This window comes from Paenibacillus sp. FSL H7-0350 (assembly GCF_038593195.1).
Lineage (GTDB): Bacteria > Bacillota > Bacilli > Paenibacillales > Paenibacillaceae > Paenibacillus_AQ.
The window spans coordinates 7330049-7355179 of sequence record NZ_CP151972.1; the positions used below are offsets into that span (position 1 = coordinate 7330049).

At 54.2% G+C, this 25131-nt stretch carries 17 protein-coding genes; 14 read left to right on the plus strand and 3 right to left on the minus strand.

Going from position 1 to position 25131, the window contains the following annotated elements:
* Window positions 1-3: 3 nt before the first annotated feature.
* The 7 genes from NYE24_RS32815 to NYE24_RS32845 all read left to right on the plus strand — a co-directional run bounded on the left by NYE24_RS32815 (window position 4) and on the right by NYE24_RS32845 (window position 9652).
* Window positions 4-1563: an ABC transporter substrate-binding protein gene (locus tag NYE24_RS32815; protein WP_342477650.1), complete on the plus strand. Its 1560-nt coding sequence runs from the start codon at window positions 4-6 to the stop codon at window positions 1561-1563.
* An 83-nt stretch (window positions 1564-1646) separates the two neighbouring features.
* Window positions 1647-2411, plus strand: a complete 765-nt coding sequence (locus NYE24_RS32820) for a helix-turn-helix domain-containing protein (RefSeq protein WP_342477651.1) — start codon at window positions 1647-1649, stop codon at window positions 2409-2411.
* 149 nt (window positions 2412-2560) lie between these two features.
* Window positions 2561-4288, plus strand: a complete 1728-nt coding sequence (locus NYE24_RS32825; protein ID WP_342477652.1) for an extracellular solute-binding protein — start codon at window positions 2561-2563, stop codon at window positions 4286-4288.
* A gap of 75 nt (window positions 4289-4363) precedes the next feature.
* Window positions 4364-5263: an ABC transporter permease subunit gene (locus tag NYE24_RS32830; protein WP_076157406.1), complete on the plus strand. Its 900-nt coding sequence runs from the start codon at window positions 4364-4366 to the stop codon at window positions 5261-5263.
* 56 nt (window positions 5264-5319) lie between these two features.
* On the plus strand, window positions 5320-6198 hold the full coding sequence (locus NYE24_RS32835; RefSeq protein ID WP_036693535.1) for a carbohydrate ABC transporter permease: 879 nt from the start codon (window positions 5320-5322) through the stop codon (window positions 6196-6198).
* Window positions 6199-6279: 81 nt separating this feature from the next.
* Window positions 6280-8049, plus strand: a complete 1770-nt coding sequence (locus tag NYE24_RS32840; protein ID WP_076157563.1) for a histidine kinase — start codon at window positions 6280-6282, stop codon at window positions 8047-8049.
* Window positions 8033-9652: a response regulator gene (locus NYE24_RS32845; protein ID WP_342477653.1), complete on the plus strand. Its 1620-nt coding sequence runs from the start codon at window positions 8033-8035 to the stop codon at window positions 9650-9652. Before NYE24_RS32840 ends, NYE24_RS32845 begins: the two co-directional genes overlap by 17 nt.
* 613 nt (window positions 9653-10265) lie before the next feature.
* Here NYE24_RS32845 and NYE24_RS32850 read toward each other — a convergent pair.
* The gene (locus tag NYE24_RS32850) at window positions 10266-11411 is read right to left on the minus strand and encodes a glycosyl hydrolase family 8 (protein WP_342477654.1); all 1146 of its coding nucleotides are present in this window, start codon (window positions 11409-11411) and stop codon (window positions 10266-10268) included.
* Between the two features lie 222 nt (window positions 11412-11633).
* On the opposite strand from NYE24_RS32850, the gene NYE24_RS32855 reads away from it, so the two are divergent.
* Both NYE24_RS32855 and NYE24_RS32860 read left to right on the plus strand, forming a co-directional pair.
* On the plus strand, window positions 11634-13451 hold the full coding sequence (locus NYE24_RS32855; RefSeq protein ID WP_342477655.1) for a family 43 glycosylhydrolase: 1818 nt from the start codon (window positions 11634-11636) through the stop codon (window positions 13449-13451).
* Window positions 13452-13485: 34 nt separating this feature from the next.
* Window positions 13486-14913, plus strand: coding sequence for a family 43 glycosylhydrolase (locus NYE24_RS32860; RefSeq protein WP_342477656.1), 1428 nt, complete (start codon window positions 13486-13488; stop codon window positions 14911-14913).
* Window positions 14914-15380: 467 nt separating this feature from the next.
* Here NYE24_RS32860 and NYE24_RS32865 read toward each other — a convergent pair whose 3' ends face one another.
* Window positions 15381-16274: an AraC family transcriptional regulator gene (locus NYE24_RS32865; RefSeq protein ID WP_051493318.1), complete on the minus strand. Its 894-nt coding sequence runs from the start codon at window positions 16272-16274 to the stop codon at window positions 15381-15383.
* A gap of 119 nt (window positions 16275-16393) precedes the next feature.
* Between NYE24_RS32865 and NYE24_RS32870 the strand changes: the two genes are divergently transcribed.
* Window positions 16394-18820, plus strand: coding sequence for a TIM-barrel domain-containing protein (locus NYE24_RS32870; RefSeq protein ID WP_342477657.1), 2427 nt, complete (start codon window positions 16394-16396; stop codon window positions 18818-18820).
* Between the two features lie 54 nt (window positions 18821-18874).
* Here the strand turns inward: NYE24_RS32870 and NYE24_RS32875 are convergent, their stop codons facing one another.
* Window positions 18875-19744, minus strand: a complete 870-nt coding sequence (locus NYE24_RS32875) for an AraC family transcriptional regulator (RefSeq protein WP_036693462.1) — start codon at window positions 19742-19744, stop codon at window positions 18875-18877.
* 131 nt (window positions 19745-19875) lie between these two features.
* On the opposite strand from NYE24_RS32875, the gene NYE24_RS32880 reads away from it, so the two are divergent.
* Genes NYE24_RS32880 through NYE24_RS32895 form a run of 4 tightly spaced genes read left to right on the plus strand, consistent with a single transcriptional unit; the run spans window position 19876 to window position 24979 of the window.
* Window positions 19876-20727, plus strand: a complete 852-nt coding sequence (locus tag NYE24_RS32880) for an amidohydrolase family protein (RefSeq protein WP_342477658.1) — start codon at window positions 19876-19878, stop codon at window positions 20725-20727.
* A 5-nt stretch (window positions 20728-20732) separates the two neighbouring features.
* A complete protein-coding gene (locus NYE24_RS32885) occupies window positions 20733-21692 on the plus strand; it encodes an aldo/keto reductase (RefSeq protein ID WP_342477659.1) in 960 nt (319 codons plus the stop codon).
* Entirely contained in the window at window positions 21692-22711 is a 1020-nt protein-coding gene (locus tag NYE24_RS32890; protein WP_036693458.1) for a zinc-binding alcohol dehydrogenase family protein, read from the plus strand. Before NYE24_RS32885 ends, NYE24_RS32890 begins: the two co-directional genes overlap by 1 nt.
* A gap of 21 nt (window positions 22712-22732) precedes the next feature.
* On the plus strand, window positions 22733-24979 hold the full coding sequence (locus tag NYE24_RS32895) for a glycoside hydrolase family 95 protein (RefSeq protein WP_342477660.1): 2247 nt from the start codon (window positions 22733-22735) through the stop codon (window positions 24977-24979).
* The last annotated feature ends 152 nt before the right edge of the window (window positions 24980-25131 follow it).

Genomic DNA, 25131 nt, shown 5'->3' on the forward strand with positions numbered 1-25131 from the left:
ACATTGACAAAGACAACAAGCCGCAAGACGCTTGCGGCAACCATGGCAGTTACCTTGACGCTGGGACTATTGTCCGCCTGCGGCGGAGGCAACAACAGCGGTACCAAGCAGGAGGGAGTGGCCGCAACACCCGGAGCTGGAGCTGTAAAGGAATTATCCTTGTTCATTGATTTTCCCTGGTGGGCAACCAAGGACTGGAAAGGGCCGATTGCGGAGAAAATCACCGAGAAGACGGGCGTTAAGCTGAATGTAACCGTAGCTACAGACGACAAGCAGCTCCCGCTGATGATTGCTTCAGGCGATCTGCCGGATCTGGTGCTCACCTCCAGCAACGTAGGCCGGATGTCCGATGCCAAGCTGTCGTATTCGTGGAATGAGCTAATCGAGAAGTATGCGCCGGACTTCAAGCTGGATGCCACCCGAATTGCCATCAATACGATGGATGACGGCAACTTCTATACGGTCCGCAATGCCTTCGCCACCCAGGAAGAGATGTCCAAGAATAAATTTGCGCTCGGCGGGGACGGCAATCCGGGGATTGCGGTGCGTGAAGACATCCTGAAGGAGCTGGGGAATCCCCCAATCAAGACACTGGATGACTTCGTGAAGGTGCTCGGTATGGTCAAGGAGAAGTATCCCGACATGGTGCCGCTGGTGCTGGACAAAAACTGGATCGAGCAATATTTTCTCCAGCAGTTCGGTGCCGAGGCCCTGTTTGACAACTGGGTTGAACAAGACGGGAAAGTGGATTATTTCATCAGACAGCCGCAAATGCTGGAGTTCTTCAAATTCATGAACAGCTTGTACCGGGGTGGCTACATTCTGGCTGAGAACTTTGCGTTTGCCAATGATCAGATCGACGAGCAATATGCGACAAGCGGCAAAGCGTTCGCCCACGGCCACACCGTAGGCACTGCGGATACGGACAACAGCGCGGTTAAGAAAAACAACGGTACGTTTACCTTCAGAATGCTGCCGAGCGCATTGACCAAAGAAGCGAAGAAGGTAAGCACAGGACTGGGCTTCGCCGGCACCTTTATCACTAAGAAGAATAAGGACCCGGAGGCCTCAATCAGGCTTCTGCAATATCTGGCCAGTGACGAAGGGAAGAAGCTGACGATGTTCGGGGTTGAGGGCGAGCATTGGACGTGGAATGAAGAGGGACACCCGGATCTGAAGTATGATTCCTCTGATCAGGACTTCATGAATGCGAACGGCATCGGCTGGTGGGTGCTGTACAATGACGGTGTCATGGAGGGCATGAGAGGATATGTGCCGGGCAAGCAGAAGACACAGGCGCTGATGGAGACAAAGGCGATCACAACCTATAAGCCGCAGCTCGGCCTGATCCAGGCACAACCGGATTCTGCGGAGAAAACGCTCAAGACCAAAATCGACGAGATGATTAAGAATGAAAAGGTTAAGATCTACTTGGCAAAATCTGAAGCGGAAGCGGTGGCAAGTTACGAGAATCTGGTGAAGACTGCCGAGAGCCTGGGCTTGCAGCAGCTGGTGGACTGGGCCAACGAGACGTATCAGAAGAAAAAGGAACTGTTCAAGTAAATCAGGGACAACCGGTAGAGGCGATGAGCCTCTACCTTATTTTTTGTCAGACGATACTCATTACAACAGGAGGAATGGCAAACATGAGAGTACTGATTGTAGATGATGAACCGCTGATTCTGAACGGGCTGGTGAAGATTATCGGGGAGGCGGCTCCGCTCGGGACGGAGGTTTTCAGGGCGGACAATGCGTTTGAGGCCTTGGAGCTCATGATAGACTGTATGCCGGATGTGACCATTACAGATCTTCATATGCCGGAGAAAAATGGCTTCGAGCTCATCGAGGCGGCCAGGGAGAGCGGACTCTGCGACCGTTTCATTATTCTGACGGGCTACGATGAATTTGAATATGTCCGCAGAGCGCTCCGCACGGGGGTGGTGGATTATCTGCTGAAGCCGCTGGGTAAGGATGAGATTGCCGCTCTGCTGGAGCGGATTGAACAGGAGCTTCCCTCTGAAGCCGATCCGGAGTATTCGAACCATGCGAAGCGCATTCTGGCCTATACCAAAACCCATTATATGAATGATCTGTCGCTCAACCATCTGGCGGAATTGATGAATCTTCATCCGAAATATATCAGCAGTCTGTTTAAAAGAGTGACCGGCGATACGTTTGTCAATTATCTGAACGGATTTCGGATCAAGGAGGCTCAGAGGCTGCTCAGGTCCCATGGCCGGTTATCCGCGAACGCCATCGGCAAGAAGGTCGGGTTCGAGGATAAGCATTATTTCACTAAAGTCTTCAAGAAGTATACAGGAATGACGCCGGGCGCTTACCGTGATGAGAGCAAACCGGAGTATCCCGCGAGTAGCGAAGAAGCAACCGGAGCTGGAGGGCTGGAGCTGTAAGATAGGCGCAGTTAAACCGCTGCATCCGGGATTATGTCAATAGCGGATAAGTGAAGTAAAAATGTGAGCGTTGTCAATAAACAGGCGTCTCCTCCATAATGAAAGCGTAACCAAAATAAAGAACACAATAATTGAACTGGGGGTTGACTATGAACACAGGTACAAGAAAAGGTCAGAGCTTACTGAAGAGTACTTCCATCCTGTTGTTGTCTGCACTGCTGTTATCCGCATGCTCGGGTAAGCTGGAATCCGGTAACGGCGGGAAGGAAACGCCGGCCGGTAATGATCCGAAGCCAAGTGCAGCTGTAGATGAGAGTCCGCTCGGCAAATACGATCCTCCGATTGAGTTGTCGTTCGTCAGAGATCTTAGCGATGTGGTAGAGAATAACGTGCTTGGCGTATTGAAGGACGAGACGATTGATAACAACCGCTGGACCAAGTTGTATGAGGATCAGCTCGGCATCAAGATCAAATATAACTGGATTGTGAAGGGCAGCCAGACCTCGGATCAATACTTGCAGAAAATCAATGTCACCCTGGCCTCCGGGGATCTGCCGGATGTAACGCCGGTCAACGCCACCCAGCTTAAGCAATTGGCCGATTCGGACCAGCTTGAGGATATGACGGCGTTATATGAAAAGTATGCTTCCCCGTTCACCAAGAAGGTGCTGTCGGGAGAAGGAACGAGTGTGTTCGATGCCGCGACCTATGACGGCAAGCTGATGGCTATTCCGAGCCTGGAATCCTCTATTGAACGGTCGATGTATATCTGGATTCGGACCGACTGGCTGGAGAAGCTTGGTATGCAGCCGCCGAAGACGATGGCGGATGTCCTGGCGATCTCTGAAGCGTTCGTCGATAAGGACCCCGACGGGAACGGGAAGAAGGATACCTACGGCCTCGGTATCACCAAGGATCTGTGGGGCGGAGCCATGGGACTGGAAGGCTTCATGGCCGGATACAATGCGTACCCGAACATCTGGGTGGATGACGGCAGCGGCAAGCTGGTCTACGGCAGCATTCAGCCGGAAGTGAAGAAAGCGCTTCAGGTGCTGCAGGATATGGCCAAGAAGGGGCAGCTGGATCAGGAGTTCGGCGTGAAGGACGGGGGCAAGGTGTCCGAGCTGATCTCAGCCGGCAAGATTGGGATGGAGTATGGCGAGCAATGGAATTCCATCTGGCCGCTGCAGCTCAACCGTGACAACGATCCCAAAGCCCAGTGGCAGGCCTTCCCGATTGTCTCGGAATCGGGAGACACGCCGAAGGTACCTCTGAAGTTCAGCACGACCCGCTTCTTCGCGGTCAAGAAGGGTGCCGCACACCCGGAAGCGGTCATTAAATTGTTCAATCTGCATGTGGAGAAGAACTGGGGCGAGACGGCCGAATTCGATAAGTACTATGCACCGCCGGAAGCAGAGAGTGTCTGGCAGTTGTCTCCGGTTACACCGTATCCGGTAACGAAGAACGTAGACGCGTTCCGGGAGATTGATGCTGCCCGCAAGGCCGGTGATTTCTCCACCCTGAAAGGTGAAGCCAAGACAATCCAGGAGAAGCTTGAGTCCTATGCTTCAGGTTCAACAGAAGGCTTCTCCCTATGGGGCTGGGAGCGGATCTATGGAGAGCAGGGTTCCATGGGCATAGCCGACCAATATATCAAGAATGACCAGTTCCTGCAGGAGAAGTTCGTCGGCGCTCCGACTCCGACCATGGTTGAGCGCAAGACAACGCTTGAGAAGCAGCAGAATGAAATGTTTGTCAAAATCATTCTGGGTGATCCTATCGATAAGTTCGACCAGTTCGTGAAGGACTGGAAGAAGCTGGGCGGCGATCAAATTACGCAAGAGGTCAATGATTGGTACGCAGCGACTAAGAAATAAGGCGCTGCTCTGGAGGAAGAAAACAACCTTTTCTTCCTCCATTCCATTCTTGCCCTGCAGATGTGGAGGATAACGATGAGAGCAAAACTGCGAAAAGAACTGCCGCTTCATTTGATGCTTTTGCCGGGACTGGTGATGATCATTCTGTTCTCTTACGTCCCCATGGCCGGTGTCATGATCGCGTTCCAGAAATTCATCCCTGCCAAGGGCTTGTTCGGGGATCAGAAGTGGGTGGGCCTGGATAACTTCGAATATGTGATGAACCTGCCAAGCTTCACACAGGTGCTGTGGAATACGCTGTTTATTTCGAGTCTCAAGCTGATTCTGGGCCTGATTATTCCGCTGGTGTTCTCGATTCTGCTGAACGAGCTGGCCAGTAATGTGATTAAACGGTCCGTGCAGACAGCGATTTATCTGCCGTATTTCTTGTCCTGGGTCGTGCTTGGCGGCATCTTGATTGATATTCTGTCTCCATCGGGCGGGATTGTGAATGAATTCCTTGGATGGTTCGGCGTCTCCAAGATCTTTTTCCTCGGCGACAACGACTGGTTCCCCTTCACGCTGATTGCCTCGGATGTATGGAAGAACTTTGGCTACGGCACGATTGTATATCTGGCGGCTATAACGGGCATTGATCCCGGGTTATATGAAGCAGCTACCATTGACGGCGCCAACCGCTGGCACAAGACCTGGCATATTACCATTCCGGGCATACGTATGGTCATTGTCCTGCTATCGGTACTCAGTCTGGGTCAACTGCTGAATGCGGGCTTCGATCAGGTCTTCAATCTGTACAGTCCGCAGGTCTATGAGAGCGGGGATATCCTGGATACCTTCGTCTACCGGATCGGTCTATTGGATGCCCAATACGGCGTAGCGACTGCCGTCGGCTTCTTTAAATCAATCATATCGCTCACCTTGATTTCCAGTTCGTATTTCCTGGCTTACCGTTTTGCCAAATACCGGATCTTCTAGAGGAGGGAGTACCCTTGGAGCAACAGCTAACGCCCAAACCGGAGGAATGGACTCCCATTCGCCCCAAAAAACGCTTTGACGGGATTGCGGTATTGAACGCAACCGTTCTGATTCTGGTCTCACTGCTCTGTATCCTGCCGCTCATTCATATTATAGCGGTGTCCTTCAGCTCAAGCGCCTCGGCTTCCGCAGGGTATGTCAGACTCTGGCCGGTAGACTTCACGTTCGCCTCGTATATGTATACGATGAGCCGGACTGAATTCTGGCAGTCGATGCTTGTCTCCCTGACGCGGATCGGCATCGGCACGCCGCTGAATCTTCTGTTAACGATCCTTGTCGCTTACCCGCTATCCAAGGAATCGCATGCTCTGCGGTTCCGCAGCGTCTATGCCTGGGCCTTCTTCGTCACGATGCTGTTCAATGGCGGGCTGATTCCCTGGTATACCACGCTCAAGGAGTATGGCCTGCTGGATTCCATCTGGGCACTGGTACTGCCCGGCGCAGTTCCTGTGTTCAGCGTAGTGCTGCTGCTTAACTTCTTCCGGGAGATTCCGAAGGAGCTGGAAGAGGCGGCGCTGATTGACGGGGCCGGCCATTTCCGGACAGTCTGGTCCATCTTCGTGCCGATCTCAAAGCCGGCACTGGCTACACTGGCCTTATTCTCGATGGTGGAGCACTGGAACAGCTGGTTCGACGGCCTGCTGCTCATGGGGAATCCGGCCAACTATCCGCTGCAAAGCTATATTCAGACGATTGTAATCCAGCAGAACCTGTCGAATATGTCGCGTGATGCCATGCTTGATCTGGCGCTGATCTCAGACCGGACGCTGAAGTCCTCCCAGATCTTCCTCGGCTCCCTGCCGATTATTCTGGCTTATCCGTTCCTGCAGAAATATTTCGTGAAGGGAATTGTACTCGGCAGTGTCAAAGGTTAACCTCCCGGACGTTATGCATAAGTCTGCAGCTCCCCCCGGATTCAGGATATAATGGTGAAAATGATTGCTGGGGGTCTGGGATTGTTGTTCAAAAAGGATTACTCACTGCGCAATACGATATTTCTGCGGCTGATTGTGACCTTTCTGCTCATTATGCTGCCTATTCTTGTCTTCGCCGCTTATCTGTATCAATGGATTATGCAAACGGCCAGCAGCGATATTCGAAGCTCGGCCAGCGCCCAGACCGTCTTTTACTTAAATGATATGGAGAATGAGATCGAGCGGATGAAGCTGCTGCAGTACAGTCTGCTGGAGGATGAGGATCTGAACAAGCTAGCCCTGACCTGGGAGGCGCTGCCGACCATTGACCGCACGGAGAATCTGAATTCGCTGATGAAACGCCTGTTCATCGTGCAAAACAGCAGTACGTATATTAAGGACGTCAGGGTTCATATCATGACTATAGGCCGGACTATCTCATCGGTCGGCGGTGTGCGTGAGATTGAACTGAAGCGCTTCCGCGAGATCCGATCGGTCTTCGGGGACCGCCGTTCCCAGGTGATTGAGTGGGATGGCGGCCTGTATCTTAGTGCGATGAAGCAGCGGGGCATCAAGGGGGCGGAGCCGGTTCTGACGGTCGAGATTGAGCTGGACACCCAGGAGCTGCGGGCGGCGCTGGGCCAATTCAATACGTATCCCGGCAGTGGAACGCTATTGCTCTCCGATAGTGCGAGATTCGCGCTCTACAGTATGACCGGCGAGCTGGCGCGGGCGGAACCGTCCCAATATGTCCGGGATATCCGCACGGTGGCCTCCGGGGAGAGGCTGAGGATTGCTGGCGCGCCTTACTATATCGTCCAGACCGGCTCGCAGGAGCTTGGCTTGTCCATTTACCGGATCATCCCGGAGGATATTATCAAGAATCCGCTAAGCAAATTCTATACCTGGGCCTGGGTGTTCGGTGTGGCTGCGCTTGCCATCATCATAGCTTTTGCACTGTCGACCTACAAGTTCATTCATAAGCCGATGCTGACGCTGGTGAAGAGCTTTCGGAGAATGGAGCAGGGCGATCTGGATATTCATATCCAGCATGAGTCGAAGGATGAATTCCGTTATCTGTACAGCCGCTTCAACCAGATGGTGAGCAATCTGCATTCCTTGATCGATCAGGTGTACAAGCAGAAGATTATGGCCCAGCGGGCAGAGTTGAAGCAATTGCAGTCACAGATTAACCCGCATTTTCTGTATAATAGCTTCTTCATTCTGAACACGATGGCGAAGACTGGCGATACCGAGCGGATCGAACAGCTTACTACGATGCTCGGCGAATACTTCCAGTTTGTCACCCGTAACGCTTCCGATCTGGTGTCCTTGGAGCAGGAGATTCACCATGCAAGAATGTATACAGAGATTCAGGCCATGCGCTTCTCCCGCAGAATTGGAGTCCGGTTCGATGCCTTGTCCGAGGAACTGCAGAAGGTGTCTGTTCCGAGGCTGATTGTGCAGCCGATTATTGAGAACGCGTTCAAGCACAGCCTGGAAAAGAAAGCTATGGAGGGCCTGATCATTATCCGCTTCGCACAGGAAGGCCCGGACATCCGCATTATCGTCGAGGATAACGGGGATAGGCTGACCGATGATACGCTAGAGCAATTGAAAGAGTCCCTTAATGTCTATCAGGAGCAGGCGGAGACAACGGGCCTAGTGAACATTCACCGGCGCATCCGCATTACCTTCGGGGAAGAGAGCGGCTTGCTGGCGGACCGGAGTGAGCTTGGCGGACTAAGGGTAACCATCCTTCTTAGAGCTGGAGGTGAGAATGCTGGTGTACAGGATGCTTATCGTGGATGATGAAGAGATTATCACAGATGGCCTGGCGGTTATTTTCGGCAAAATGGAGCTTGAACTGGACATCTACAAGGCCTATTCAGGCCACGAAGCGTTAAATCTGCTGAACCGGACCCGGGTGGACATTGTCCTGTCTGATATCTGTATGCCCGAGATGGACGGGCTGGAGCTGATGGAGCATATCCACCGGAGCTGGCCGCAATGCAAAATCGTCTTCCTGACCGGACACAGCGACTTCAATTATGTCTACCAGGCGATTCAGGCTCCGGGCGTCCAATATGTGCTCAAGAATGAAGGTTATCCGAAGCTGATTGAGGCGGTGATGCGTGCGCTCCAAGAGCTGAACGACACCATGCAGGTGAATGATCTGATCCGTGAGTCGAAGGAGCAGCTTAACACACTGGAGACCTTGGCACAGGGAGATTATTTCCGCCATCTCATTCACAGCGTCAAGGCGGATCAGGATATGGCCGGGGACTTCGTCCGTCTGAACATTCCGCTGGATGCTTCGCGGCCGGTGTTGATCGCACTGGGCAGCATCAGTGATCCTGAATCCTCACGTACGTATATGGACCGCCGGGAGACGGCGCTCGCGGTGAAGTTCCTGTCGGAGAAGCTGCTCAAGGAGCGGACGGTCAGCCTCGGGGTCATCGACCGGTACGGTGACCTGATCTGGCTGATTCAGCCGGGCGGGACGGGAGAGGCTTCGCAGCCGGAGGATCTGGAGCAGATGATTAAATTCCTTGAAGGCACCTTCGAGCTGATTCAGCAGTCGTGCCGGGAATCGCTGGAGGTCGGGATAGCCATCACTCTCAGTGCGGCGGAGTCTGCCTGGTCCAGGCTGCAGGTAGTGTACGATAAAGCCAGGCAGGTTCAGCATTACCGGGCAGGAGACGGAGAGCGGATGGTGCAGAAGGTGCAGCTGAATGAAGTGGCGGCGCCGGATACCGTACGTGACCGGTTCATGCAGGGCAAGGTGGAGACTCTGGCTGCGCATCTGGAGGCGGGCCGCAAGGAGGAGTTCCTCCAGCTGTTCGGGGAGATGGCTGAACCGGCGGGGCAGGACCCGGGAAGATGCAATCCGTATCTCACTGAGCTGTATTACACCATTGCCCTGATGCTTATGTCGTATACGAACAGATGGGAAGCGGACGAGGAGATCGGGGCAAGCGGGCTGATGCAGCTTGAAATCCACCGTTCGCTTGGCGAAGCCTTCCAATATCTTCGGAACACGGCGGAGCTGCTGTTCTCTGTCAGGAAGAGCGGGGAGCAGAAACGGGCAGCGGGTGTCATCGACCGGATCTGCTTATATATAGAAGAGAATCTCGACCAGGACCTGTCGCTGGTCCGTCTGGCCGATTTGATCCACTTCAATCCCTCCTATCTGTCCCGCCTGTTCAAGCAGGAACGGGGAATCAATCTGTCCGAGTATATCGAGGATATGCGCGTCCGCCAGGCCAAGGAACTGCTGCGTAGAGGGGAGCTAAGGGTCGCGGAGGTCGGCTCATTAATCGGATACGTAACCCCGCAATCCTTCACCCGGGTATTCAAAAAATGGACCGGAACCACGCCGCAGGAATACCGTGCAGATGTGGTTGGTGGTTGAATGGCCTGTACTCGTGGCCGGGGGCCGCTTGCGAGGGTGGAGCAGGAGAGAGATGACGGGGAAGGTCTATTGGGTGAGAGCATACTAATTATGAGACATCTTGGATGAGAGATATAGAATGAGAGACATTGGATGAGAAATATTAAAGGAAGATATAGTCGCTCCTTCGGGATGGATGGCGTTGCCTCCATCGCCCGGGGAGCGATTGTTCGTTGGAGAGTAAATGAGAGGGATAAATCCAATTAATGCAGCCAAAAGTCGGCCGGATGGTCGAAGGAAAAGGATAAATCCCTTTGGTGGTGCTGGACTTGGGCTAAATGAGTGCATTGATATGGTGGATGCGGGCCTAGTGAGTTAATGAGGAGCACAAGTGCACTTGAATTTGCCGGACGTAGGTGAAATGAGCAAATGAAGAGCATTAGTGCACTTGAATTTGTTAGACGTAGGCGAAATGAGGGAATAAGGAGCATTAGTGCACCTGAATATGCCGGACACGGGCGAAATGAACAAATCAGGAGCACAAGTGCCCCTGATTTCTCTCTGCATACTCCATCAGCCCCGCCAGAAGTAGGTCAAAGGAGTACAGTGATGAACCAACTCTAGTTAGTTTCTTTTACATATAAATCCGGTAATTCCCGCTCAGCGCCAGCATGGTGAAGAAGTACAGGCAGTTGTCATAATAGCGCCGCTCTCCGGTGCGCAGCGGGGTGTTCCAGAACAGCTTGACGAAGTGCCCGGTATCCGGGCCATCGGCAGCGAGCGAGGCCATTGCCAGAGTGGACAGCAGGCCGACCGGATGCAGGGACAGCTCGTCAAACGGCTGGCCGTCAATCGTATACCGCCGGTAATCGGCCGGATCGATACTGCGGAAGAATGCCTGAATGCGGTTAGACTGCTCTACCTGCCAAGCATCGCAGCGGAACCATTCATAATCCAGCCCAATGTTGGCGGCTACCCTGTAGGCATCACTGAAGAAGTGGCGGAAGTCGCCATGCGGCTGGGGTTCCGCCGGAGTTCCGTCATAGTTCGCATATTCCGGCGACAGGCCGGTTACGGGATGGCAGGCCTTGTGCAGGTAATCCCGACTCCGGGCAGCTGCATCCTTCCAGAATGCCCGGTCTGCTTCATCCGCCTGCAGGGCGAACAGATCATAGAAATGCGGCAAATGATAGGAAGGATCGCTGAACGGAGTCTCCGGAATGAACTTGATCAGCCGGGTCTCGGGATCCCACATCGGATGGCCTTCTCCGTCTTCTCCCTTATGCACACAGGCGCGGAGAATGATTCTGGCCTGCTCGGAATAATTGAACGGCGCGGCCCCGTCGCCCCAGCGGCTGGAAGCGAAGAACAGTGCCATCGCGAAGAACTCCTCTCCGTCCGGGGCGGGTCCTTGCGACAGCCTTGTACCGTCCAGCCTGCATTGCCAGGCGAAATAATCCTTATAACGGCCCTCCGTATGCTGCATGAAGACTTTGGCGAAATTCCAGAGCCGGTCGAACTCCTCCTTTTTATCCATCTGAACCGCCATCATCATCCCGTACGACATGCCCTCTGTGCGCACATCGGTATTGCCTGTATCTACGATATAACCCTTATCATCATCCATAGTATGGTAGAGCCGGACATCAGGGGCACCGTAGAACATTTCGTTCCAGGTATCTTCCAGCCGCTGCTGAATCGCCTCCGGACGCAGTCCGATCTCAAGGAACAAATTTCTGTACTCTCCTGTGTGAATAGAGCCCTCTGTAGTATTTATCATAACATCCTCCAGGTGAATTTTATTTTGCCCAAGTATATCATAAGCTGCGGTATAAAGATTAAAGCGTTTTCCAGATAATTTATAGACGATTCCGGCTCAGGCCAATAATCTAAGGATAGATCAATCTTAGGTGTCTATATGTCATGGACTTCACGCCAAAAGCTTCTCTATACTGGTAGGGACATGCTGCAAGGTGAATAAAAAGGTTAGGGTGATAGAGCTATGAATGAGGTGTTAGAGCTAACGAAGCTTACAGTCTACACGCGCATATCGAACCAGGATTATACCGGGTCTCTCAGCAACAGTGTTCATATGGCCTGCACAGATGATCATAACGAATTTCAGCCGCTTAACCGGAACTATGGCCTATTATTTGCCGTGGCCACTGTAGATGAGAAGAATGTGATCCATGAAAAAGGACTTAAAAATCCCTATCTGTTCCGCACACAGGATGGTGCTTTCGGGATGATTGCCGTAAGGATTGACGCCTCGGGGGAGGATGACGGGGAGAGCAAAGGGCAGATTCTGCTGTGGACCTCGCCGGATCTGGTGACCTTCGATGTCCAGCGGCTTGTCCGGCTCGATAATGAACGCTATGTAAAAGAAGCCGTCTGCACACTGGACAGCACCGGCGGATATGAGATCCGCTGGCAGGACAACGACGGCAACTATTATGTGAACCGGCTGGCCGACCTGCGGAAGCCGGAAGGGATCTCGCCGCCGGAGCCTGCGGAAGCTTACACGGTAGAGCAGCCCGTTCAGCCGCTACCCGGAACCCGTCCGGGGAATGTGCTGACAGTGGACGGTCCCACAGGCCGCAAGGTTCAGGCAGCCTGGACCCCGGTGTATAACACCGGTATTCGCGTAGAGGAGCAGGTCAGTGTCCACTCCGCAGACGAATTGACAAAGGTCAGAGCCACAGCGCTGTATTCGGACGGCTCCATTGCCGATAAGCAGGTCGCTTGGGATACCACAGGGATTGATTTCACCTTGCCGGGAACGCATACCATACATGGCAAAGTAGTCACATATGACTTGCCGTTCCCGTTGGCAAGCGGCTATGCAGACCCTGTAATTCTCCCTTGGAACGGCAGGTATTATTTCCTGGCTACCAATGACAATGTCAATAATATCGGCATCTATGTCCGCGTGGCAGATACCTTGAAGGACTTATTCGTTCCGGGCTTCCAGGAAGCCGTTATCCTGGACCTGAATGAGGAGCTGAATTTCATCCAGACCTTCTGGGCGCCGGAATTCCATGTCATCGGCGGGGAGCTATACATCCTGTTCGCCGTTGGCGGCAAGGTATGGGGACCGCAATGCCATCTTATGAAGCTGAATCCCGGCGGTGATATTATGAAGGCTGGGGATTGGAGCACACCAGTCCGGGCGAAACGAATGGACGGAACTCCTTTGGCCGCAGACGGCATTACGCTGGATATGACTTATTTCAAGGCAGACGGCACCTCCTGTGTAGTCTGGTCTTACCGCAAAGGGATCGGAACGCCGCTGGATACCGGCTCCATGCTGTATATCGCCACTGTAAATGAAGCGAATCCGGCGGTATTAACCAGTGAGCCGGTGCTGCTGTCGCGTCCGCTGCTCGGCTGGGAGAACGTTCAGGGCACGATCAATAACGAAGGCCCGTATCCGCTTCTTACGGAAGATACCGTGTATATTGCCTATTCCGGCGGGGCGGCAACGGGATATACCTATGCAGTAGGCTGGTTAAGCATTCCACGGGGCGGCGACTATCTGGATGCCGGTGCCTGGAGCAAGGCGGGCACGCCGGCACTTTCTTATTATTCGCTGGACGGGGTGTACGGTCCGGGGCATAACTCCTTTTTCCAGGATACAGACGGTACTACGCTAGTCCTCTACCACGGGGAAGAGCAACTGGTGAAGCATGGAACGAGATGCTCGGCGATCCACAGAGTCCATTACAACAATAACGGCGTTCCACTGCTCGATGTGGCTGGGGAGAGAGATGTACATCCGGATTACGCCAACTGCACGATTCAGGCGACTGTGCTTGCTTAAACAACAATCTATATAACAAATGGAGGATGTTAGAATGACACAACCACAAGGATTCAACCCATATCTGCCTTCCTGGGAGTACGTCCCGGATGCGGAGCCTTATGTTTTTGAAGGAAGAGTATATGTCTATGGCTCGCACGACCGGTTTAACGGACATGCCTTCTGTCTGAACGACTATGTATGCTGGTCAGCGCCGGAAGACAATCTGGGCGATTGGCAGTATGAAGGTGTGATCTACAAGACAACAGATGACCCGCTGAACCCGGAAGGCAGCATGTGTCTCTATGCACCGGATGTGACGCAGGGACCGGACGGGCGCTACTATCTCTACTATGTACTGGACAAGGTTTCTGTCGTATCGGTAGCAGTCTGCGATAAGCCGGGCGGCAAATACGAATTCTACGGCTATGTCACCTACGGGGACGGCACGCGACTGGGCGAACGGGAAGGCGATGAGCCGCAGTTTGACCCGGGGGTATTGACTGAAGGAGACACCACCTACCTGTACACCGGCTTCTGCGGATACGGCGACAAGTCCAGACACGGGGCGATGGCTACTGTACTCGGTCCCGATATGCTTACAATTATTGAAGAGCCTGTGTTCGTGGCACCGAGCCAGCCTTACAGCCAGGGAACCGGCTTCGAGGGCTTTGAGTTCTTCGAGGCCCCTTCCATCCGCAAAAGAGGGGATATTTACTACCTGATCTACTCCTCCATCTCCATGCATGAGCTGTGTTATGCCACCAGCAGTCATCCTACCCGGGATTTCGTGTATCAGGGAGTCATTGTGAGCAACTGTGATCTGCATATCGATACGTATAAGCCTGCGGACCGGACGATGTATTACGGCGGCAATAACCACGGCAGCATCGTGGAGGTTAATGGAGCGTGGTATATCTTCTATCACCGGCATACCAACGGGACCGCGTTCTCGCGCCAGGGCTGCATCGAGCCGATTACGTTCCGTGAAGACGGTACCATCCCGCAGGTGGAGATTACAACCTCCGGCCCGAACGGCGGCCCGCTGGAAGGATGCGGAGAATATCCGGCTTATCTGGCTTGCCACCTGTTCACCAAGGATCAGGAGATGTATACCGGAGGCTTCGGACCAATGGGTGCCTGGATGGACAGCCGGTTCCCGAAAATCACCCAGGACGGCAGAGACGGCGAAGAAGAGGTTGGTTATATTGCCAATATGACGGAGTCGGCGACTGCCGGGTTCAAGTATTTTGACTGCAAGGGGGTTAGCCGGGTCTCCATCAAGGTGCGCGGATATTGCCATGGGGAGTTCCAGGTGAAGACGGCATGGGACGGGCCTGCGCTTGCCTCCATTCCGGTAGGCTTCACGAATGTCTGGAAAGAATATGCTGCGGACGTGGCGATTCCGGATGGCGTTCAGGCGCTGTATTTCACTTATACCGGGGGCGGCGGCGCGCAGTTTGCTTCGTTTACGCTGGCTTAAGCGGTCGCGGGCGGGGCGGGATGGAATAGAGCATGACAAGGAGCAGCGCCTGAGAGAGTTCTCAGGCGCTGCTTCTCTACTTGCAGGATAGATAGTTGAAGACAGCGAGGGTTCCTCCTATTTGGCTCCACTCATTTGCAACGTAAGCCTTAGCTCCAACATCTGGAGTAGTGCGGACACAGGGGCCGTTATTTTGTCCAAAAATGTGATTATTCACAAGTTACGGACTCAGAAGACCTTAATGGGGGATATGGAAGCCAAATGAGATAGAAACAGTCAATTAACGGCCACTGAGTCCGCGAATAGCTCATTTCTTCGGTTTTCAGGGAGATAGCTGCCTCTGAGTCCGCATGGCTTGCAGCCAGGTGCAAGAAATCTCTTGCCTAATAATCTAGCTCGTACCGTGCGGAGCCTATTTATTGTCCACTCCCGCCCACACCAGATGGTAATAGAGTCCGCTTCGGAGACTATACGCCGGAAGAATACCGTGCCTTGTACTCTGAGGGGGTCATGTTCATATAATGCTTGAACCATTTGGAGAAATAGCTGACATGCTGGTAGCCTGACTCCAGCGCAGCCTCCAGCACATTGTATGATCCGCTGCGGAGCAGGCTGGCCGCCTGGCTAATGCGGATATAATTCAGATACTCCATCGGGCGCATCCCTGTCTGAGCCTTGAAAAACTTGCAAAAATGCGAGCGGCTCAGCGCTACCACAGAGGCCAGCTGATCCAGCTCCAGGCGGTCGCGGGAATGCGCCTCCATATAACTCAGCACCTCCCGGATCTGCCGGTTATATTCTCGGCCGTGCCGGGTCTCCGGCGCCGGGTTCAGCCCGGTTAGCCCGTATTGATAGCTGTCTGCGATGAACAGCAGCAGGAGCGCCTTCAGACTCATTTCGTATGCCCCAGGCTTACGCTCATAACGGCTTAACAGCTCCCTGATCAGCTGAAGCAAGGGGGAGTGGGCGGCATCAGCAGCAGATAATAGAGCAGGAAGTCGGACCGTCCCTTGCAGGACCGGGTCCAGGAACAACTCCTGCACCCGGTCGGGCTGCGGCGAAGACAGCCAGGAGCCTTTGAACACGATGGAATAATAACAGGTGCCGCCCATGGCGGTGTCCATGCCCGAATGAAGCTCACCGGGATGAACGATCAGGGCATCCCCTGATTGAATGGGGAACTCGCGGCTCTCAATATGGAAGGTAGCCTTGCCTTCTGCCAGATAGATAATCTCCATTTCGTTATGCCAATGTACGGGAAGAATGGAATGCACGCGGGCCTGATGCTCCACCCGGTAGATATGCAGCGGGAATTCCGGCTGGCCGTGCAGCTTGTTCTCCCGGTAACGGTGTTCGTACATGATGCCCTCCTGTGAATCGTCATATTGTGTTGATATCGCGCAAATATATGCTAGATGAACCGATGCCAATAATAATATCATTATCATCAAGATAAGTCATAAGGAAGGGTGGAACCATTGTGAAACTGATAGCTGTTCAATCCGGCGAGGCCGGCGTAAGGCTTGCGACTAGTGAGGGAATGATGCATATCGGCTGGTGTACGCCGGGGATTGCCAGAATCCGCTATACGCTGAATGCTGAGCTGAGCGGCAAAGAGAGTCTGATGGTACTGAGCCGGCCAGAAGCCGGGAACGTAGAATACAAAATCACAGAGCTGCCCGGGCATCTGGAGATATCAACAGCGCAGCTAACGATTGAAGTGGATAAAGAGACCTGTGCGTTCAGCTACAGAGCTGCGGACGGCACATTGCTGACACGGGAGCCGGCCAGAGGCGGCAAAACCCTGGAGCGAACAGAAGTCTATCATACAGTCTTCGATGCTTCAGCAGACACGGTCGAGACTGGGCAGGGTGCTGATGGTCTGCGTGCCAGAGCGGAGGGGGTTAACCGGAGGCTGGACCGGGAGGCTTTTCATACAAAGCTGGAATTCGAATGGCAGGAAGGGGAAGCCCTGTACGGACTTGGCTCCCATGAAGAGGGGATGATGAACCTCCGGGGAAGGCAGCAATACTTGTACCAGCAGAATATGAAGGCGGTTGTACCGGTACTTGTGTCTACACGGGGCTACGGGATTCTGGTAGATTCGGGGTCTTATATGACTTTTCATGATGATGCCTTTGGCTCGTACCTCTGGAGCGATGCGGATGAAGAGATGGATTACTATTTCATATATGGTCCGGAATTCGATCAGATTACAGCGGGAATCCGCTATCTGACCGGAGAAGCGCCGATGCTGCCGAAGTGGTCCTTCGGGTATGTGCAGTCCAAGGAAAGATACGTCTCCCAGGCGGAACTGCTTGCCATCGTGCAGGAGTATCGTGAACGTTCGCTTCCCCTCGATTGTATCGTACTCGACTGGCAGTCCTGGACGGGCAATCTGTGGGGGCAAAAGACTTTCGATCCTGACCGCTTCCCCGATCCCTTGCAGATGATGAACAGCCTGCACGCCATGAACGCCAAGCTGATGGTATCGATCTGGCCGATCATGGGCGCGGGCGGGGACAATCATGAAGAGATGAAGGCGCGCGGCTTCTTGCTCGGTAATCAGGCTACTTATGATGCCTTCCGGAAGGAAGCGCGCGAGCTGTACTGGAAGCAGGCCAATGAAGGACTGTTCGCACATGGAGTCGATGCCTGGTGGTGTGATTGCACCGAGCCGTTCGAAGCAGACTGGAAGGGAGCGGTCAAGCCGGAGCCGGAGCAGCGGCTGCTGATTAATACGGAAGAATCGAAGCGGTATCTCGATCCGGGCATGATCAATGCCTACTCCATGCAGCATTCCAAAGGGATCTATGAAGGCCAGCGGGCCGAGACATCAGAGAAACGGGTAATCAACTTGACACGCTCCGCATTCGCAGGGCAGCACCGCTATGGCACGATTACATGGTCTGGTGATATAGCCGCCAACTGGGAGACGCTGAGGAAGCAGATTGCAGACGGCCTTAACTTTTGCCTGACCGGTTCGCCATACTGGACGCTGGATATCGGAGCGTTCTTCGTGAAGAATCACAAGGAGCAATGGTTCTGGAGCGGGGATTATGACGAGGGTGTTGCGGATCTGGGCTACCGGGAGCTATATGTCCGCTGGTTCCAGCTTGGCGCGTTCCTGCCGATGTTCCGTTCTCACGGAACCGATACTCCAAGGGAAATCTGGCAGTTCGGCGAGGAGGGTGAGACGATGTATGATACGCTGGTGAAATACCTGAAGCTCCGTTACCGGCTGATGCCATACATCTACTCCCTGGCCGGAGCTGTGGCACACCGCAGCTATACTATGTTCCGCGCACTGGCCTTTGACTACCGGGAGGATGTGCGGGTTCATGCTGTCGGCGACCAGTTCATGTTCGGTCCGGCCTTCATGGTGGCTCCCGTGACGGAGGCTATGTATTACGGTCCCGGCTCCCGCGAGCTTGAAGGGGTTCTTAAGCAGCGCAGTGTATATCTTCCTGAAGGCGAATGGTACGATTATTGGAGCGATGAATGGCTGGAGGGCGGCGTGACGATTTTAGCACAAGCGGATCTGGAGACGCTTCCCTTGTATGTCCGCGCCGGGTCCATTGTTCCGCTCGGCCCCGATGTTCAGTATACGGATGAACAGCCGGAGGCTGTGACCCGGCTCAAGGTATACGGGGGCAAGGATGCAGCCTTCACCCTGTATGAAGATGAAGGCGATAATTATAATTATGAGACCGGTTCCTATGCCATGATTGAGCTGAGCTGGTGTGAAGCGGACCGCAGCCTGACTATCGGGAAGCGGGCAGGAGACTATGCCGGAATGCAGGCGGTAAGGCAATTTGCCGTAGAACTGGCGGGGCATGCGGGAAGCTGTGTCGTCACTTATGAAGGAGAAGCGGTAACCGTCCGCGAAGAGGAACTTCAGAGCTAAGGCTGAGGTCAATTGTAACCAACCTGAACGTTTTGTAAGCTGAATAGAGAAGCTCTAGTAAGCTCTGTTACTCTTGCGGTAGGCGGCGGGTGTCATGCTGGTGATTCTTTTGAACGTACGGTAGAAGTGGGGCAGACTCTCGAAGCCGCAGGCCATGGCAATCTGCTCGATGGTACCGCTTGATTGCAGCAGGCTGTCCTTGGCCGCAAAAATCCGCTTAGTGGCAATATAATCGGTCACATTCATACCCAGACGCTGCTTGAAGACCCGGCTGAAATGTGCGGGTGAGATCGAGGCCCGCGCAGCCAGGGAGCATAGCTCCAGCGGCTGATCCAGATGATCGTTGATATAGCTGAGCGCCTCACGGAACCACTCCGGCAGCAAGGGATTTGCAGCAACCGGCTCGGCGGCTTGCGGCAGACAGTAGCGGTTCAGATGCAGCAGTGTAAGATGAAGCAACAGCGCAAGCGCCTGCCCGCCGTCCAGCTGATTCTGCTCGCGTTCCCGGTGGATCGCATCGATATCATTTTGCAGAATCTCAGCATGCTCAGGAGACAGGGTATACTTGTACTGCTTGTTGGTCTTGGCAGCGTCGAACAGCTTCAGATAGGGATAAGACTCACTGTAGGTATGGTTATGGATCAGAGCCGGGCTGAAAAAAAGGGCGGAGGAAGTCACCGGCTCCTCATTGTCGGGAAATCCCCGGTGCACCGTGTTTCCGGGAACGACAATGATGTCACCCGGATGCATCTCATAAAAGGTCTGATCGATGAAAAAGCTTCCTTTGCCGCTGTATACGTAGATGAATTCGTACCAGTCATGCTGGTGGTCGGGCAGCTCGCGCTGCGGGCTTTTCGTTTCCTTATAGTCCAACAGCAGCGTAAACGGCAATTGATGGTCAAAATGCCTGCGGATCGGTTCCATGAAGTCGCCCCCTGAGTTAAATCTCTACATTCTTACCCACATCATATCAAAATAAGGTATAAATTTGTTTGTTTTAGCTATTTTTATTCCTTTATCGGATGTTTACAATAAGGTGGAATGGAGGCGTTATCATGTATATTGATGCTCACCAGCATTATTGGAAGATAGACAGGGATGATTATGGCTGGATTACGCCGGAGATTCCGGTGTTGTTCCGGGATTATCTGCCCGCTGACCTGGAGCCGGAGCTAATGAAGCAAGGGATCAGCCGCACGATTGTGGTACAGGCTGCGCCTACGGTGGAGGAGACGGAATATATTCTGGGACTGAGCGAGCAGGCGGAGTCTGTCGCGGGTGTGATTGGCTGGCTGGATCTTGCAAGCCCTTCCTTCCAGGCCGAATTCGAGCGTCTCAGCAGACATCCGAAGTTCACCGGGCTGCGGGTGATGATTCAGGAGATGGCAGACCCCGGTGTGCTTTTGACCCGGCCTTATATAGAAGCGCTATCATATCTTGCGGAGCGGGATGTGCCGGTGGATCTGCTAGTGCTGGCCGATCAGCTTCCGCAGCTCATTGAGATGCTGAAACAGGTTCCGGGGCTGCGGGGAGTTATTGACCATCTGGCTAAGCCGAAGATTGCTTCGGGCCAATTAGAGCCGTGGCGAAGCTTGATGACGGAGGTAGCTAAGCATCCGGGAATTTACTGCAAGCTGTCCGGGATGATCACAGAAGCAGATCCCCAGGGCTGGAAGCAGGAGGATTTCACTGCTTATGTACATGCCGTGCTGGAGCTGTTCGGACCTGAGCGGGTGATGTTCGGCAGCGACTGGCCTGTGTGCCTGATGGCGGCAACCTATGAGGAGGTTGTGGGGATTCTGCGCACAGCACTGCAAGACCGATTGTCTGCGGAAGAGATGGAGCCGGTGTTTGGAGCGAATGCTGCTAGATTTTATAAGCTGGATTCACTAATTATAGGAGGTTGAGCGATATGAAATACAGAAAGCTGGGCAATACGGGACTTGAGGTCTCAGCATTAAGCTTCGGGGCCTCTTCGCTGGGCAGCGTGTTCCGGGAGGTACCGAAGGATGAGGCGATTCTTACGGTGCATACGGCGATTGATATGGGGATTAACCTCGTTGACGTCTCCCCGTACTACGGACTGATGAAAGCGGAGACAGTGCTGGGCGAGGCACTGCAGACGGTACCGCGCGACAAGTATATCCTGAGCACCAAGGCCGGACGTTACGGCGAGGGGCAATTCGATTTCTCCAGAGAGCGGATCATCCGCAGTGCGGAAGAGAGTATGGGCAGACTGGGCACAGATTATTTGGATATTCTGCTGCTGCATGATGTTGAATTCGGCTCGTTTAGGCAGGTGATGGAGGAGGGAATACCGGCGCTGGAAGAGCTGAAGCAGGCGGGCAAAATCCGTTACTTCGGCGTCAGCGGCCTGCCGCTGAGTGTGTTCGAGAAGGTGCTGCCGCAGACCAAGCTGGATGTCATTCTGTCCTATTGCCATTATTCGCTCAACGATACCACACTGCTCCGGCTCCTTCCGCTGCTGGAGGAGAGCGGCACGGGGCTGATGAATGCGTCACCTATCTCGATGGGGCTGCTCAGTAACCGCAAGGTGCCGGACTGGCATCCGGCGAGCGCCGAGATTCAGGCCGCGTGTCAGCGTGCTGCTGAATATTGCAGGAACAAGGGAGAAGACATCGCCAAGCTGGCGGTTCAATTCTCTACAGCGAATGAGCAGATTCCTACGACTCTGGTGAGTACGGCAACGCCGGAGAATATCAGCAACAATATTAAATGGACCGAAGAGACAATAGATCAACAATTACTGGCAGAAGTGCGTGATATTCTGAAGCCGATCGACGGGGCAACCTGGCCGAGCGGACAGCCGGAGTGGAACGAAGCACAGAGCCGGAACGGGGAGCGTTTATAATGAAGGGAATTATTTGTGAGGAGATCGGAAAGTTCGTATTCAAGGAAGATCTGCCAGAGCCGGAGCTGGTGGACGGGGAAGCGGTTGTAAGCATACGCAGAATCGGAATCTGCGGGACGGACTTGCATGCTTACCGGGGCAACCAGCCTTATTTCACTTATCCGCGTGTGCTGGGGCATGAGCTGTCCGGGATTATTGAGCGCATTGGCGACAACCCGCAAGGGCTTCGCGCCGGTGATCAGGTCAGTGTCATTCCGTATCTGCATTGCGGAGAGTGCAGGGCCTGTCTGAGTGGTAAAACGAATTGCTGCCAGAAAATGAGAGTGTTCGGTGTTCATCTGGACGGCGGCATGCGGGAACGGGTGAGTCTGCCTGTAGGTAATCTGCTGAAGACAGACGGGCTGACGCTGGATCAGGCGGCCATGCTGGAGCCGCTGGCGATAGGTGCCCATGCGGTTCGGCGCTCAGGCATCAGCGCCGGGGATCAGGTGCTGGTGATCGGCGCTGGCCCGATCGGGCTGGGTGTGATGGCGATGGCCAGATATGCAGGTGCCAAGGTGATTGCGATGGATGTCAACGATGAACGTCTGGCCTTCTGCAAGGGCTGGGCGCAGGCGGAGCACGCGGTAAGCGCCTTGAAGGAGCCGAAGGAACAGCTATCGGCACTGACGGACGGCAACTTCCTGCCGCATGTCATTGATTCCACAGGCAACATCTCCTCTATGGAAGGCGCCTTCGGACTGGTTGGCCATGGCGGTACATTGACTTATGTCGGCTTGGTCAAAGGGAATATTACCTTTAGTGACCCCGATTTCCATGCCCGCGAGATGACAGTGCAGGGCAGCAGAAATGCGACCCGCGAGGACTTCGAACGGGTGATTAGCGCCATTAGAGACGGTTACATTGATGTGGACCGCTATATTTCCCACCGCTGCTCGTTCGGGGAGATGACCCTGCAGTTCGAGAGCTGGCTGAATCCTGAATCCAAAGTGATCAAGGCATTGGTGGAACTGAATTAACTGCGAAGGAGCGGAAAAGCGATGATAAGCACGGAACAGAGCCAGCGGTTATGGTACACGGAGCCGGCACAGGAATGGAATGAGGCACTTCCGGTCGGCAACGGCAGACTGGGGGCGATGATCTTTGGCAGGGTGGCTGAGGAGAAGCTGCAGCTTAATGAGGATTCCGTATGGTACGGAGGTCCGCGTGACCGCAACAACGAAGATGCGCTGCCCCACTTGCCGAAGCTCCGCCAGCTGATTCTGGAAGGCAAGCTGCGGGAGGCGGAGGAGCTGGCGGCAATGACAATGGTGGGGCTGCCGGAAGCACAGCGCCATTATCTGCCGCTTGGCGACCTGCTGCTGTCATTCAGCGGACATGAACAGCCTGCTGAGGATTATCAGCGTGAGCTGGATCTCGAATCCGGCGTATCCCGGGTGAGTTATATGACCGGCGGAGTCCGCTATACCCGTGAGCTGTTCGCCAGCTACCCGGATCAAGCCATCGTGGTGCGGATTACCTCTGACCGGAAGAACGCAATCTCCCTGAAGGCCAGGTTTAACCGCCAGAACTGGAGAATGCTGGAGAAGACGGAGAAATGGAATGACAGCGGGCTGGTGATGGGCGGAGAATGCGGCGGGCGCGGGGGCAGCTCCTTCGCTGCTGCATTGAAGGCCGTCACAGGAGACGGAACCTGCCGCAACATCGGCGAATATGTGATGGTGGAGGGGGCAAGCTCAGTTACGCTGCTGCTTGCCGCAGGAACCACGTTCCGTCATCCCGATCCGGCGCTGTATGCCAAGCGGCAGTTGGAGGCCTTGAGTATGGTGCCTTATGAGGAACTGCTTGCCCGCCATGTTGCGGATTACCGCAGCTTGTACGGCCGGACCTCGCTGACGCTCCCGATGAACCCGGAGCTGAGCGGACTGCCAACCAGTGAACGGCTAAATCGGTTCCGGCAGGGGGGAGAAGACCACGGACTGATCTCGACTTATTTTCAATATGGCCGTTCTCTGCTGATTGCCTCCAGCCGTCCGGGCTCCTTGCCTGCGAATCTGCAAGGCATCTGGAATGACAGCTTCACCCCGGCTTGGGACAGCAAATTCACGATTAACATCAACGCGCAAATGAATTACTGGCCGGCTGAAATCTGCAATCTGGCGGAATGCCATGAGCCGTTGTTCGATCTGATCGAACGGATGTGTGAGCCGGGACGGGTGACCGCGAAGGTGATGTACGGCTGCGGCGGCTTCACGGCACACCACAATACGGACATCTGGGCAGATACTGCTCCTCAGGATACGTATCTGCCAGCATCGTTCTGGCCGCTGGGAGCAGCTTGGCTGTGTCTGCATATGTGGGAGCATTACCGGTTCAGTCAGGACAGCCTTTATCTGGCGAATGCCTACGATACGATGAAGGAATCTGCACAGTTCCTGCTGGATTACCTGATAGAGGATGAGTCGGGCCAGTTGATTACCTGCCCGTCCGTCTCGCCGGAGAACACATACCAGCTGCCCGGCGGGGAATCGGGCGTGCTGTGTGCCGGAGCCTCTATGGACTTCCAGATCATTGAAGCCCTTTTCAAGGCCTGCATTCAGAGTGCGGAGATCATCGGGCGGGACGAGGCGTTCCGCGAAGAGCTCCGTTCAGCGCTGGACCGTTTGCCTGGGCCGCAGATCGGTAAATACGGCCAGATTCAGGAATGGATGGAGGATTATGAAGAGGTAGAGCCGGGGCACCGGCATATTTCGCATCTGTTCGCGCTGTATCCAGGGGATGCCTTCACGGTGGAGCATACGCCGGAGCTGGCGGCAGCAGCCCGTACGACGCTGGAACGCAGACTTGCCAGCGGCGGCGGACATACCGGCTGGAGCCGTGCCTGGATCATTAACTTCTGGGCCAGACTGCAGGATGAGGGCAAGGCTTATACCAATGTGCGGGCATTGCTGGAGCATTCGACCCTGCCTAACCTGTTTGACAATCATCCGCCGTTCCAGATTGACGGGAACTTCGGAGGAACAGCGGGCATCGCTGAGATGCTACTGCAGAGTCATACGGATAGGATCAGACTGCTGCCTGCATTGCCTGCCGAATGGAACGAGGGCAGTGTCAAGGGACTGCGGGCAAGAGGCGGCTATACCCTCGATTTCTCTTGGAGCGGTGGACTCGTTACGGAAGCTGTAGTAACATGTACCGTATCCGGCCCTTGCCGGCTCGAAGGTCCGGGGCTGGCTCCGGTGTCCTTCACCGGGGAAGCGGGGCATTCTTATACCTTCACCGGGTAGAGTAACTTTAGGATAGCTAGTTGACGAATAGGATAATATAGTTATGTAGGGTTGGCGTATTTGTGCCAATCCTTTTTGGTGTGGTTAGCTAGAACGTCGAGTGTGGGCCAAATGTAATCGAAAAACCGATTACATTGCGCAGCGCGGGGACG